Source organism: Parathalassolituus penaei, from assembly GCF_026626885.1.
GTDB classification, from domain to species: domain Bacteria; phylum Pseudomonadota; class Gammaproteobacteria; order Pseudomonadales; family Oceanobacteraceae; genus Oceanobacter; species Oceanobacter penaei.
The window spans coordinates 165,253-178,667 of record NZ_JAPNOA010000029.1 but is presented as its reverse complement, the minus strand read 5'-3'; the positions used below and the strand labels follow the sequence as shown (position 1 = coordinate 178,667).

14 protein-coding genes are annotated in these 13,415 nt (G+C 55.9%); 11 read left to right on the top strand and 3 right to left on the bottom strand.

Annotated features, from left to right (window positions below):
* Together OUO13_RS12180 and OUO13_RS12175 are read left to right on the top strand one after the other, a co-directional pair.
* Positions 1 to 648, top strand: a complete 648-nt coding sequence (locus OUO13_RS12180) for an energy transducer TonB (RefSeq protein ID WP_283174164.1) — start codon at positions 1 to 3, stop codon at positions 646 to 648.
* A gap of 7 nt (positions 649 to 655) precedes the next feature.
* Positions 656 to 1,930 carry a tetratricopeptide repeat protein gene (locus OUO13_RS12175; RefSeq protein WP_283174163.1) on the top strand — a complete coding sequence of 425 codons (1,275 nt, stop codon included), beginning with the start codon at positions 656 to 658 and terminating at the stop codon, positions 1,928 to 1,930.
* Between the two features lie 19 nt (positions 1,931 to 1,949).
* On the opposite strand, the gene OUO13_RS12170 is transcribed toward OUO13_RS12175, so the two are convergent.
* Positions 1,950 to 2,624, bottom strand: coding sequence for a hypothetical protein (locus OUO13_RS12170; RefSeq protein ID WP_283174162.1), 675 nt, complete (start codon positions 2,622 to 2,624; stop codon positions 1,950 to 1,952).
* A gap of 92 nt (positions 2,625 to 2,716) precedes the next feature.
* Here OUO13_RS12170 and OUO13_RS12165 point away from each other — a divergent pair, with 92 nt between their 5' ends.
* Positions 2,717 to 3,865: an enoyl-CoA hydratase/isomerase family protein gene (locus tag OUO13_RS12165; RefSeq protein WP_283174161.1), complete on the top strand. Its 1,149-nt coding sequence runs from the start codon at positions 2,717 to 2,719 to the stop codon at positions 3,863 to 3,865.
* On the opposite strand, the gene ygfZ is transcribed toward OUO13_RS12165, so the two are convergent.
* Positions 3,847 to 4,692, bottom strand: coding sequence for a CAF17-like 4Fe-4S cluster assembly/insertion protein YgfZ (gene ygfZ / locus OUO13_RS12160; protein WP_283174160.1), 846 nt, complete (start codon positions 4,690 to 4,692; stop codon positions 3,847 to 3,849). The genes OUO13_RS12165 and ygfZ overlap by 19 nt on opposite strands.
* A 151-nt stretch (positions 4,693 to 4,843) precedes the next feature.
* Here ygfZ and OUO13_RS12155 point away from each other — a divergent pair, with 151 nt between their 5' ends.
* Both OUO13_RS12155 and OUO13_RS12150 read left to right on the top strand, forming a co-directional pair.
* Entirely contained in the window at positions 4,844 to 5,104 is a 261-nt protein-coding gene (locus tag OUO13_RS12155; RefSeq protein WP_428982337.1) for an FAD assembly factor SdhE, read from the top strand.
* Complete coding sequence (locus OUO13_RS12150) at positions 5,082 to 5,492, top strand: hypothetical protein (RefSeq protein WP_283174159.1); 411 nt, start codon at positions 5,082 to 5,084, stop codon at positions 5,490 to 5,492. The genes OUO13_RS12155 and OUO13_RS12150 overlap by 23 nt, the downstream gene beginning before the upstream one ends.
* A 7-nt stretch (positions 5,493 to 5,499) precedes the next feature.
* On the opposite strand, the gene nadB is transcribed toward OUO13_RS12150, so the two are convergent.
* The gene (gene nadB / locus OUO13_RS12145; protein ID WP_283174158.1) at positions 5,500 to 7,107 is read right to left on the bottom strand and encodes an L-aspartate oxidase; all 1,608 of its coding nucleotides are present in this window, start codon (positions 7,105 to 7,107) and stop codon (positions 5,500 to 5,502) included.
* A gap of 214 nt (positions 7,108 to 7,321) precedes the next feature.
* Between nadB and rpoE the strand changes: the two genes are divergently transcribed.
* From rpoE to lepA, 6 genes are all read left to right on the top strand, one after another.
* Entirely contained in the window at positions 7,322 to 7,912 is a 591-nt protein-coding gene (gene rpoE, locus OUO13_RS12140) for an RNA polymerase sigma factor RpoE (RefSeq protein WP_283174157.1), read from the top strand.
* Between the two features lie 20 nt (positions 7,913 to 7,932).
* The gene (locus OUO13_RS12135) at positions 7,933 to 8,616 is read left to right on the top strand and encodes a sigma-E factor negative regulatory protein (protein WP_283174156.1); all 684 of its coding nucleotides are present in this window, start codon (positions 7,933 to 7,935) and stop codon (positions 8,614 to 8,616) included.
* Positions 8,613 to 9,593, top strand: a complete 981-nt coding sequence (locus OUO13_RS12130) for a MucB/RseB C-terminal domain-containing protein (RefSeq protein WP_283174155.1) — start codon at positions 8,613 to 8,615, stop codon at positions 9,591 to 9,593. The genes OUO13_RS12135 and OUO13_RS12130 overlap by 4 nt, the downstream gene beginning before the upstream one ends.
* Positions 9,594 to 9,596: 3 nt before the next feature.
* The gene (locus OUO13_RS12125) at positions 9,597 to 10,025 is read left to right on the top strand and encodes a SoxR reducing system RseC family protein (RefSeq protein WP_283174154.1); all 429 of its coding nucleotides are present in this window, start codon (positions 9,597 to 9,599) and stop codon (positions 10,023 to 10,025) included.
* Positions 10,026 to 10,095: 70 nt separating this feature from the next.
* Positions 10,096 to 11,508 (top strand): DegQ family serine endoprotease, encoded by a 1,413-nt coding sequence (locus OUO13_RS12120; RefSeq protein ID WP_283174153.1) that lies wholly within the window; start codon positions 10,096 to 10,098, stop codon positions 11,506 to 11,508.
* Between the two features lie 107 nt (positions 11,509 to 11,615).
* The gene (gene lepA / locus OUO13_RS12115; RefSeq protein ID WP_283174152.1) at positions 11,616 to 13,415 is read left to right on the top strand and encodes a translation elongation factor 4; all 1,800 of its coding nucleotides are present in this window, start codon (positions 11,616 to 11,618) and stop codon (positions 13,413 to 13,415) included.

The window sequence follows — 13,415 nt, the reverse complement described above, 5'->3', positions numbered from 1 at the left end:
ATGGTATCAACCCTGCTTCGTTTTGGTGTCGCCATGGTGGTTGCCGTGATGGCAACCTTCGCGGTGTTCTGGATGATGCAGAGTCTGGTCAGTAGTGGTGGTTCGGTGCTCAATGACCAGAACCACACCCGTATCCAGAACTTCGTGATGGCGAAGGCGGATGACGATGTCCAGACCAAAGAGCGTATGCCGCGCAAGCCACCAGAAACCATGAAAGAACCGGCCCAGCCGCAAATGCCAAAACCGGACGTTGCTCGTGCTGACGCCAAGGGTGGTATGGATGTGGGTGGTTTCCAGATTGGTGCTGACCTGTCGGTTGACGCTGGTCTGGCCGGTGGTGCAGGTGAAGCCGCCAGTGATGGTGAGTTCCTGCCGATTGTGAAAGTAGCGCCTAACTATCCACGCCGTGCAGCGGCCAAGGGTATCGAAGGTTATGTGGTGGTTGAGTTTACTGTGACTGCACTGGGTACGGTTGATAATCCGGTCGTAGTGGAAGCAGATCCGGTGAACGTCTTCGACCGCGAAGCACTGGCGGCTGTACGCAAGTTCAAATACAAGCCGAAAGTGGAAAATGGTCAGCCGGTTGCGGTGCCTGGTGTGCGTAACATCATCCGCTTCGAGCTGGAAAAAAACGGTCGTAAAGGGTGATTGACTGATGAACCGACATATTTCCCTGCTCAGTGCGGCTCTGCTGGTGATGGGACTGGGTTGCACAGTGCCAGCCGTTCAGGCGGCTGATGAGCAACCGGCGTCTTCCAGCCGGGTCAAGCGGGCGCAGACCTTGCGTCCGGAGATTTACAAACAGCTGGATGCGGCTCGTACCCAGGCGGATGCCAAGCAGTACAACCCGGCATTGCAAACCCTGCAGTCGCTGGAAAAGCGCAAGCGTAATTCCTATGAAACCGCGATGACGTACAACATGTACGCCTACGTGTATTTCAATCAGGAAAACTACAACGGTGCTATCAAGGCTTACGAGAATGTGCTGGCGGTAGAAAACCTGCCGGACAGCCTGCGTCAGACCACCCTGTACAGTGTGGCCAAGTTGTATCTGATGCAGGAGCAGTATCAGAAAGCCCTAAAGCCGCTGAATCAGTGGTTTGAAGTGGTAGAACAACCGGGGGCTGAGGCTTTTATGCTGCGTGCCCAGGTTTACTACCAGCTGGAACAGTACAAGTCGGCGCTGCCGGATATTCGCAAAGCCATTACCATGACTACCGAGCAGGGTAATGTGCCACGTGAAAACTGGCTGATGCTGGAGCGTGCCGTGTATTACCAGAACAAGGATTTCCGCAGCCTGGCGGGCTGTCTGCAAAACCTGATTAGCTACTATCCGAAAGGCACTTACTGGGTTCAGTTGGCCGCAGTTTATAACGAACTGAATCAGCCGATGAAAGAACTGTCGACGCTGGAAACTGCGTATGAACAGGGTTTCCTGACTCAGGAATCCGAGTTGATCAGTTTTGCCCAGGCCCTGATGGCGCAGGAGATTCCGTTCAAGGCCGCTCAGGTTCTGGACAAGGCCATCAAGGACGGCAAGATCAAGGACGATGTTCGGGTGCTGTCGACCATGGGGGATGCCTGGATGCTGGCGCGTGAATACGATCAGGCGATTACCGTGATGACCCAGGTGGCGAAGCTGTCTGGTGCAGGCAAGGATTACTTCCGTCTGGCCCAGATTCACACCGAACGTCAGGAGTGGGATCTGGCTCTGAAGAACGTAAACGCTGCCATCGAGAAGGGTGGTTTACCGCAGGGTAATTCTGCTTACGTGCTGAAAGGTCTGGTGCTGTTCAACATGGACCATCTGGCCGATGCCAAAAATGCCTTTGCCAAAGCCTCCAGCGATGGCAATCGTATGGCCAGCCAATGGATCGAGTTCATCGAGAACGAAGAGAAACGCCGTGAGTATATGGCTGCGTCGTCCTGAATGGATGGATGCTGACCACTCAGGAAAAACCGCCTTCGGGCGGTTTTTTTTCGATCAGATCCGCCAGTTCCAGCACCTGTTGCAGGGCTTCTGACATCTGTTCGGGATCAATCAGGCAATCGCGCCGATACACCAGTAACAGCCCGTTTGACCACTCCACTTCCAGCGTTGGATGGCGCTGAATCCATTTGCCACCTTTGCCTTGTAGCCAGATTTCCAGCGCATGTGGTTTTTCCGCCTCAATGCGCAGGCCCTGTACCCAATCCGGTAACTGATCGGTTTTGCAGCGAATGCGCTTTTCCGGTGTCAGGTCGGTAAAGGCATCGGCTTTGGCAGCCTTGTGATGACTGATACAGAAGCTGCCACATTGCACCGGGCCGCATTGAACGAGCACCAGCGTCTGGTCTTCCGGTGCCTGATCGCCCAGTAATGAATAATCCACAATCTTGAAATAACGCTCGGCCCGGCGTCCGGCCAACTGGTTGCGGACATGGCGAATCTGGCCGCGCAGAAATAACGCAAACGGCGTGCGTGCCAGATCTCGGTCGAGTGCTGCCAGGCGGCTGAAGTCGGCATCGAGAGCGGGGGCTAGCGCCTGAATAGCCTGACTACGTGAGTCCCGGCCAAGGCTGAGCATGGCCAGTAAACCCGCCGCCATCAGTAACAGAATGCCCAGGGTAAGCACAAAGGTCATGGTTCGAGTCTTCAGATGCAGGGAATGCGAGTGTAACATCGTCTGTCAGATGGAATGATCCACATGTACTTCCGACCTAAGGATACCCAAGGGTGAATACCTCTGAACCGGTGTTGTTTGACACCATTTCCGCTCGCGGCGGATATCGAATCGGCTTGCTGACTCTGAATCGTCCGGAAGCACTGCACGCGCTCGACCTTGTGATGGTGCAGTCGATCGCTCGTCAGATGCAGCGCTGGCAACGCAGCAAGAAAGTGGTGGCAGTTGTCATGCAAGGTGCGGGTGATCGTGCCTTTAGCGCCGGTGGTGATCTGCGCCAGTTACACGCCAGTATGACCTCCGACGGTGATCAGCGTTATGAGTACGCCGACCAGTTTTTCCTGGCGGAATACCTGAATATTCTCAATCTGCACCGGTTCACCAAACCTCTGATTGCCTGGGGGAATGGCTTGCTCATGGGCGGAGGTCTGGGCTTGTATCTGGGGGCCAGTCACCGGATTGTGACACCCAATGTACAGATGGCCTGGCCGGAGGTTCGCATTGGCTTGTTCCCGGATGTGATGGGCAGCTGGTATCTGTCGCGCCTGCCGGAACCTTTGGGGCATTGGTTGGGGATGACCGGCAGTGCACTGAATGATGCTGATGCGAAGGCGGCTGGACTGGCGGATTACCGGATTGAACACAGCAGCCGTCATTCTGTGATTGAGGATTTGCGGCGCCTGCGTTGGGGGGATAACCGCGCAGTAAACCATTACGAAGTGCGCCGTTGTTTGCAGCAGGCCGAGCAGGATCATCCTTCCAGCACCGAACGCTGGTGGCCATTGGTGCAGCCACAGGTCAGCGCCTGTATGGATGAAACCGGTATGTTGCAGCCACCCCTGGCGACTACGGGTATCGACAATCCGCAAGCACTGGCCTGGTTTGAAAAAGGCTGGCGCCAGTATCGTGAGGGCTGCCCGGCCAGTATCCGGCTGGTGCAGGAGCAGATTCGACTGGGACGGTTGCGAGCCCAGGGCGAAGTGATGGCGATGGAGCTGGAAATGGCCTGGCAATGCACGCGTTCAGCAGACTTTGCCGAAGGTATTCGTGGCCGTTTGCTGGAACGGGACAAACCGCCGGTCTGGACGGAGTCAGCGGTACCAGAGGTCAGTCGCGAACGGGTCAAACAGATGCTGGCCTCGCCGTGGAGCGAAGACCAGCATCCGTTCCGACAGTTCTTGCGTCAGTGGGAGCGCGGTTGATCCAGCGCTGCCAGTGAGCAGTTACCGAGAGTGGCGGTTTGTCCGAGCAGGGTAACATTGCCACTTTCAGGTTCCTGGCTTAATACCACCAGCCCTTGATTACCACACCAGGATGCGACTTCACCGATGGTTTTTTCACCCAGCATAACGGGGGTCAGAACATCCACGTGGCAAGCGTCCGCTAACTGGATTGTGGCCAGCTGGCGTTTGCTTTTGCCCAGATACTGGACCCGGGCGACCACTTCCTGACCGGTATAACAGCCCTTGCGGAAGTTAACGCCGCCCAGAATATCCCAGTGAATATGTTGCGGAATCCAGCTTTCACGGCTGGCGGTTTCTACCCATACCACCCCCGCTGCAATGTCGGCCAGTTGCCATGCTTCGGTTTCCAGCGTGATGCCCTCAACGGTTTCGCCCCACAGTTCGGTACGGCCATCCGGCCATTGCAGGCGGGCTGAGTTTTCCTGCCAGCAGATCTGACCGGCTTCCAGATCGGAGCTTTCCAGCAGGCCACGAACTAGCCAGCTGCTGGCGCTCAGGCTGACCTTGTAGAAAACAGCGTAACGGGACAGATGCTGGCGCAGGGCTTCGGCCTGGGCCGTTGGCAAACGCAACAGGAAGCGAGTGCCCTGACGGGCGATGACAAAGTTCGCCACCATGCGACCCTTGGCAGTGCAGCAGGCTCCAGGAATCCAGTGCTGGTCGTCCAGGCGGGCAACATCACAGGTTAATTGTCCCTGTAACAGGCGTTCGCTATCGGGACCGCTGATCTCCAGCAGTGCCATGCTTTTGTTGATCTCGATCATTGCAGATTCGTTCAGACTCATATTGTCCTCCTTCAGCCAGAGTGTAAGCCTTCCTGATGCAAGATGGCAGCCATCCCGGCTGTCGTGATTTTCCGTGGCTTTCCGAGTCATCAGGGGAGTTTGCTGTAGCGTTGGTGTGTTTATAATGTCGCACAACTGACAGGAGACCAATGTGAGCGACGATATCCGTAAAAAACGCCTGTGGTGGCACAGCCGCCGCGGCATGCTGGAACTGGACGTAATCCTGATTCCGTTTGTGGAACAGGCTTTTGATGCGTTGAGCGAAGACGACAAGCAGCGTTATGAAGACCTGCTGGCGCAAGAAGACACTGAGCTGTTTGTCTGGTTTATGGATCGCCAGATTCCGGAAGATGCCGACCTGGCACGGATCGTCAGTATGGTTCTGGAGCATGCGCGTACCCGCAAGCTTTGAATGGCATTTGAGCCCCAGCCGTTATCAGCATTGTCTGGATACCCTGATGTTGGGGTGGCCGGTACTGGTATGGCTGGTCTGGATCCGTGCCGATGGATGGCTACTGTTATGGCTGGTGGCGGTGGGCTACTGGTGTAGCCGCACGCCATCCCTGCGGATTCAGGCGCTTGGCATTGATAATGGCCAATGGTGGGTTCAACAGGGGCTGCGCCGCCAGAGCGTACAATTGCGATCAGGATGGCGTCGGTCGGATTTGCTGGTGTTGTGGTATGGCCGTTGGCCATGGCAGGCACTGGTGGTGCGCCGACAACATTTGCCGTCGGCAGAGTCATTCCGGCAATTGAAGGCAGCCCTGTACGGTTTGCTGCCAACAACGTCCGTTGACTGAGCGGGTATCAGACCTCGCCCAGTTCACGCAAGGCCTTGGAGGCCAACACGGTATCAAAGGCTCGTGGCAAGGCATTCGGATAATCGCGGCTGTAATGCAGACCACGGCTTTCCTTACGCTGCAGGGCCGAGCGAATGATGATATCGGCTACGTCAACCAGATTACGCAGCTCGAGCAGATCGCTGGTGATGTGGAAATGACGGTAGAACTCCTGGATTTCCCCGCGTAACAGATCCACCCGGTGGCGCGCACGCACCAGACGTTTGGTGGTACGCACAATGCCCACGTAGTCCCACATAAAACGCCGCAGTTCATCCCAGTTGTGGGAAATCACCACGTCTTCATCGGAATCGGTCACCTGACTGGCATCCCAACCTGGCACGGTTGGAATTGGCAGGCGGCTGTCCATGTTGTTAACGATGTGTTCGGCCGCCGAGCGGGCGTACACCAGACATTCCAGCAACGAGTTACTGGCCAGACGGTTGGCGCCATGCAGGCCGGTACAGGCGGTTTCACCAATGGCGTACAGGTTTTCAATATCGGTACGGCCGAAGTTGTCGGTCACCACACCACCACAGGTGTAGTGGGAGGCCGGCACAATCGGAATCGGTTCGCGGGTGATATCAATGCCCAGCGCCAGGCAGCGTTCGTAAATAGTCGGGAAGTGGCGACGCAGGAAACCCGTCGGTTTATGACTGATATCCAGATACAGACACGGTGCCCCCAGACGTTTCATTTCATGGTCGATGGCACGAGCGACGATGTCGCGTGGTGCCAGTTCGCCGCGAGGGTCGAACTTGTCCATAAAACGGGTGCCATCCGGCAGCAGCAATTTGCCACCTTCACCACGCACCGCTTCGCTGATCAGGAAGGACTTTTCCAGTGGGTGATACAGGCAGGTCGGGTGGAACTGGTTGAATTCCATGTTGGATACCCGACAGCCCGCCCGCCAGGCCATGGCAATACCATCACCAGAGGCAGTATCCGGGTTGGTGGTGTACAGGTAGACCTTGCTGGCACCACCGGTCGCCAGCACGGTGGCATGGGCGGTAACGGCAACCACCTTGCGTTCTTCCTTGTCGAGGAAATAGGCACCCACACAGCCAGAGCCCGGAATACCGAGTTTTTCCCGGGTAATCAGATCAATCGCAATCAGATGCTTGAGCATGTGCAGATTCGGCCGTTCGGACGCCCGTTGTATCAGAGTGTCCGAAATGGCGAGTCCGGTGGCATCGGCGGCATGAATGATACGGCGGGCGCTGTGGCCGCCTTCACGGGTCAGGTGGAAGCGGTCGCCAACTTCCTGCGTGAAAGGGACGCCGGTATCAATCAGCCACTGAATGGCGGCGGCGGAATTTTCCACTGTGAAACGCACGGCCGGTTCATGACACAGGCCGGCACCGGCAATCAGGGTATCGGAGACGTGGGCGTCTATACTGTCGGCTTCGTCGAGCACCGCAGCTACCCCGCCCTGAGCCCAGCGGGTTGAGCCGCTGTCCAGCTGGTCCTTGCTGATAACGGCAACCTGCAGATGCTCTGGCAACGACAGTGCCAGCGTCAGGCCGGCGGCGCCGGAGCCGATAATCAATACGTCGTAGGTCAGTTGTCCACTCATCAGGGATATACGTCAAAAAAAAGTGAGCCTTATAATGCCAGTATCTGCGCGGTCAGAACAATTGTCAGGGTAACCCTCTGGAACTTTTGCCGGAACGATCACTCTATGGAGCATGGCCAGTAATCCAGAAAGGCACATGCAGCCACACGGAGGGCAACCAGTGAGCAGCGCAGCAACATTATTACAGCAGCCGGCCACGGCTTCGGATCAGGGCATGACAGACCATCAACATACGGATCGACAACTGGTAGCAAGAGTGCAGCGTGGGGATCGCCGCGCATTCGATCTACTCGTGGTGAAGTACCAGCATCGCATTCTGTCTCTGGTCGGGCGCTTTGTCGGTGATTTTGCTGAAGCGCAAGATGTGACCCAGGAAGCGTTTATCAAGGCTTACCGCGCTTTGCCAAAATTTCGCGGTGAAAGTGCTTTTTACACCTGGATGTACCGGATTGCGGTGAATACCGCCAAGAATCATCTGGTCAGTCGTGGTCGCAAGACGCCGACCCATGACATAGATCCTGAAGATGCCGAGTTTCTGGGCGATCATGCAGCAATGCGTGATATTGAGTCCCCGGATGGTCTGTTGCAGCGTGACCAGCTGCGTCAGGTAGTGTTCTCCGCCATTGAGGAGCTGCCTGAAGACCTGCGCATGGCAATTACCCTGCGTGAAATTGATGGCTTGAGCTATGAAGAAATTGCCGAGGCGATGGAATGCCCGATTGGTACGGTTCGTTCCCGGATTTTCCGGGCACGAGAAGCGATAGACAAAAAGATGGAGCCACTGCTGGTGGCCACCACCGCCTGACGTTCCCAAAGGTGTTTATGATGAACGATCGCATGAACGAGTCCTTGTCGGCTCTGGTCGATGGCGAAGCTGACGAACTCGAAATCCGCCGTGTACTCAACCAGATGGAGCAGGATGATGAACTGCGCCAACGCTGGAATCGCTATCAACTGATCGGCTCTGTGCTGCGCGGCGAACCCGCCACTACAGTCGATCTGTCAAAGGGAATCATGCAAGCCCTGGATGGTGAGCCCATGGATGAAGTACCCGGTGGGCTGAACGCCAGCACCGGTGGTGAGGTTGCCGCAACGGAAAGCACGTCCACTGGCCGTTTTCGTTCAGGTTGGGTGGCATCGGGTGCGGTGGCCGCTTCGGTAGCCTTTGCTGTGCTGCTGGGCGCCCGTTTTATGGAGGCTCCTGAGTCTGGCACAGCGCCAGCAATTGCCGCCGTGGATACCCAGTCCATGACGGCACCGGTGGCGCAGCCAGCCGTTCAGGCCGTCAGTGCTGATCCTTCAGCACGTGTCGCTCTGGAAGCGGCAGTGGCGTCGGTGCAATCCGAGCCTGTGGTTGACGAAACCCGTCTGCGTGAAGCCCAGCAGCGTTTGCACGATTATGTGATGCAGCATAATCAGCAGTCAGCGATGAACAATGGTCGTGGATTGTTGCCGTTTGCTCGTGTGACCAGTTACGAACAGGGGCAGACCGGAGAAGCTCAGCGGTGATTCGATCCTGGTTGTTTGGCTGGTTGACATTACTGGTGCTGCCGACGGCAATCGCAGCACCGCTGGTGACGGCAGAAATCCCCCAGCAGGCCCAGGATGAACCGGGGCAATTGCTGGAACGGATGTCACAAGCAATCCGGGAAGAGGCATACCGCGGTGTGCTGGTGTTTGGCAACAATCAGGAATGGCATACCCTCAGTATTCAGCACCAGATGAAAGATGGTGTTGAGTACGAAAAGGTCACCCATCTGACCGGTGCGCCGCGCCAGATGACCCGTATTGGTAATCGGGTGTCGATGACGCCCCATCCTGACCAGCTGCAGGCCGCTGTGCGCAAGACCGGTCTGCTGGGACCGGGTCTGGATGAACGGTTGCCGATGATGAATCAGAACTATCACCTGTCCAGTCGCTCGTCGCCGATGCAGATTGCCGGGCGTCCGGTGGTCGAGGTTCAGGTTATTCCACAAAGCGCCGACCGTTATGGCCAGAATCTCTGGCTGGATCGTGATACCGCTTTGTTATTGCGTGCTGATGTGGTGGACGATCAGCAAAATGTGGTAGAGCGCTACCAGTTTGCTGAAGTGGATATTGGTGTTGAATTTCAGCCGGGTGAGTTTGCGTTAGGTGATGACTCAGGCCTCGGTGAACCTCTGCCCGAGGCTCCGCCGGAATCAGCGCCAACCGATACCGGCTGGCTGCCCGACTGGTTGCCGAGTGGTTTCAGTCAGGCATCGTTTCAGCAGCAAGGTGATTCGTCCATGCTGATGTTCAGCGATGGTCTGGCGGCGTTCAGTCTGTTTGTTGATCCGATTCAGGGGGATGCCATGCCGGATATCAGCAATCGCTGGGGGGCAACTTCGGCAGTGGTGCGGCACCTGAGTCGTGATGGTACGACTTATCGTATTACCCTGGTGGGTGAAGTCCCTATGGCCACGGCAAAACGTATAGCCTGGTCTGTTGTACATCGGGAGAAATAACGCATGTCGCAAGAAATTGTCGAGGTAAAAGAAATCGGCAGCGGTGGTGTCTGGGTTGAAGGTATCCAGAAGTCCGCCTGCGGCAGCTGCAACGCCCGGAAAGGGTGTGGTCATGCCAGCCTGGCAGAGCTGGGGCGTCCAATGCGCTTGTGGATTTCCACCAGTGAACGCCTCGATGCAGGCCAGCATGTCGTGCTGGATTTACCCGATGGTGCACTGGCTGCCAGTGCTACTACTCTGTACGGATTGCCTCTGGTGGCTCTGATTATCGGTGCAATTTCCGGTCAGAATCTTGGAGGTGATACCGCCGCACTCGTTCTGGGTGGTGGTGGTCTGGTGGCTGGCTTTCTGCTGGCCCGACATCTTGCCAGTCGCAATCGTGAACGCTGGCAGCCGAGAATTGTCTCAGTCTGTGAGCGACCGGGGTTCTGACCCGGTCAGTCCAGCCCCGTGTTTGCGGGAATTTCAAATCGTCATGTGAATAGTGTTATCAGGGTGGATTATGACCAAGCTGATCAGATGGGTATTGCCGTTATTTTTGTTGGTAGGCAGCGCGGTACAGGCTGCATCGCTTCCGGATTTTCGTGACCTTGTCAAAGACGCTTCACCCGCGGTGGTGAATATCAGTACGGTGCAACACGTGAACAACAACGTCAGCAGCCGTTATCAGCAGCCGGATGGTTTGCCTGAGGATATGCCGGAAATTTTCCGTCATTTCTTTGGTGGTCAAGGCGGCCAGATGCCATCGCCTTATGGCGGTAGTGAAGACAAAGCGTCACTGGGGTCCGGTTTTATTGTGTCGAAAGATGGTTACATCCTCACCAACAACCACGTGATCAAGGATGCTGACGAAATTGTGGTGCGTCTGAATGATCGCCGCGAGTTGGAAGCAACCGTGATTGGTGCTGACGAGAGCACTGACCTGGCGGTTCTCAAAGTGGACGCCAAGGATCTTCCTACCGTCAAACTGGGGGATTCCGATGCGTTGGAAGTCGGCGAGTGGGTAGTGGCGATCGGTTCACCGTTCGGTTTTGACTACTCCGTGACCGCCGGTATCGTCAGCGCCAAGGGCCGTAGTCTGCCAAACGAAAACTATGTTCCGTTTATCCAGACCGACGTTGCTATCAACCCGGGTAACTCAGGAGGCCCGCTGTTCAACCTCGACGGCAAGGTGGTGGGTATCAACTCCCAGATTTACACCCGTTCCGGTGGTTTTATGGGGGTTTCGTTTGCAATTCCGATCAATGTGGCGATGGATGTTGCCGAACAGCTGAAAGCCTCCGGAAAGGTCAGTCGTGGCTGGCTGGGTGTGGTGATTCAGGAAGTGAACAAGGATCTGGCGGAGTCTTTTGGTCTGGACAAGGCGGCCGGTGCTCTGGTTGCGCAAGTGGTGCCGGGCAGCCCGGCAGAAAAAGCCGGTATTCGTAACGGCGACATCATTACCCGCTTTAACGGTCAGGACGTCACCATGTCTTCTGATCTGCCACACCTGGTCGGTCGGGTGAAGCCTAACGACAAGGCTACGATTGATCTGGTGCGTAACGGTAAACGCAAACAGGTGGAAGTCGTGATTGGCACACTGGCCAATGACAAGGATGTGGCCAGCCAGAATGCTCATGCGCCGGATGCCAATGTCAAACGTAATGACCGTATGGGCGTTGAGGTAACCAGTCTGACGGCAGAACAGGCCAAGCAGCTGGGTTCTGGTGGGGTGCTGGTGCGCGATGTAACCGACGGCCCGGCAGCTCAGGCTGGTCTGATGTCGGGAGATGTGATCACCATGGTGAACGGTGAATCCATCAACGATGCCAATGACTTCGGAACCGTGGTTGCAGCGATTCCGTCCGGCCGCAACGTGCCAATGCGAGTGGTACGTCGTGGTTCTGCACTCTTCGTGGCTATTCGTCTGCCATGATCCAACCTTTTGCTGCACTGCCTTGCGCCAGTGCAGCAAAAATAGCCTTTACCTGCCCGATCAAGTAAAATCCCGGCCCATTTCTTTTGCCGCCTGGATGTTTACCTGTGAGCCACCTGGACCACATTCGCAACTTTTCGATCATCGCACACATTGACCATGGCAAGTCGACCCTGTCCGACCGCTTTATCCAGATCTGTGGAGGTCTTAGCGACCGTGAGATGCAGGAGCAGGTTCTGGACTCCATGGATATCGAGCGTGAGCGCGGTATCACCATCAAGGCCCAGAGCGTAACGCTTGATTATAAGGCCCGTAACGGTGAAACCTATCAGCTCAACTTCATTGATACCCCTGGGCACGTGGACTTCAGCTACGAAGTTTCGCGCTCACTGGCGGCCTGTGAAGGTGCTCTGCTGGTGGTGGATGCCGCTCAGGGTGTAGAAGCCCAGTCGGTAGCCAACTGTTACACCGCAATCGAACAGGGTCTGGAAGTTCTGCCAGTTCTGAACAAGATCGACCTGCCACAGGCTGATCCGGACAAGGTAGCCAAGGAAATCGATGAGATTATCGGTCTGGATGCCTACGATTCCGTCTGCTGTTCAGCCAAAAGCGGTCTGAACGTTGAAGACGTGCTGGAAGATCTGGTGGCGCGTATTCCGCCTCCACAGGGTGACATTGATGGCCCGCTGCAAGCGCTGATCATTGACTCCTGGTTCGACTCCTATCTTGGCGTTGTGTCCCTGATTCGCGTTAAAAACGGCTCCATCAGCAAGGGCGACCGTATTCGTCTGAAGAGTACTGGCCGTGACCACTATGTGGACGGTGTGGGTATCTTCACTCCGAAGCGTCAGGAAAAAAACACGCTACGTACCGGTGAAGTGGGGTACATGGTTGCGGGCATCAAGGAAATTCACGGCGCGCCGGTGGGTGATACCATCGTCAGCTCCAAATTCCCGGATGTTGACGTACTGCCAGGCTTCAAGAAGGTAAAACCTCAGGTATACGCGGGCCTGTTCCCGGTGTCCTCTGATGACTTCGAAGCGTTCCGTGACGCGCTGGACAAGCTGTCCCTGAACGATGCTTCCCTGTTTTTTGAACCGGAAAATTCCGATGCTCTGGGCTTTGGTTTCCGTTGCGGCTTCCTCGGTATGCTGCACATGGAAATTATCCAGGAACGTCTGGAACGCGAATATGACCTTGACCTGATCACCACAGCGCCTACCGTTATTTATCAGGTAGTGAACAACAAGGGTGAAATCGTCGACGTGGATAACCCGTCGAAGCTGCCAGATCCGGGCACTATTCAGGAAATGCGCGAGCCGATTGCCGAGGCCAACATTCTGGTTCCACAAGAACACCTGGGTAACGTAATCGCCCTGTGTATCGAAAAACGCGGCGTGCAGCTGGATATGCAGTTCACTGGTACCCAGGTTTCCCTGAAGTACGAAATCCCGATGGGTGAAGTGGTGATGGACTTCTTCGACCGTCTGAAATCGGCCAGCCGTGGTTTTGCATCACTCGACTACAGTTTCTCGCGTTTCCAGGCGGCTCCACTGGTTCGTCTTGACGTTCTGGTCAATGGTGAGAAGGTAGATGCTCTGGCTGTTATCATGCACCGTGACAACGTTCGCCGACGCGGGGCCTCACTTACTGAGAAAATGAAGGAGCTGATTCCTCGCCAGATGTTCGATGTTGCCATTCAGGCTGCTATTGGTAACCAGGTGGTTGCCCGTACTACCGTTAAAGCCCTGCGCAAAAACGTAACCGCCAAGTGTTATGGTGGTGACGTGAGTCGTAAGAAGAAACTGCTGCAGAAGCAGAAAGAGGGTAAAAAACGTATGAAGCAGATTGGTAGCGTCGAAATCCCGCAGTCAGCGTTCCTCGCCGTTCTCAAAGTGGATGACTGA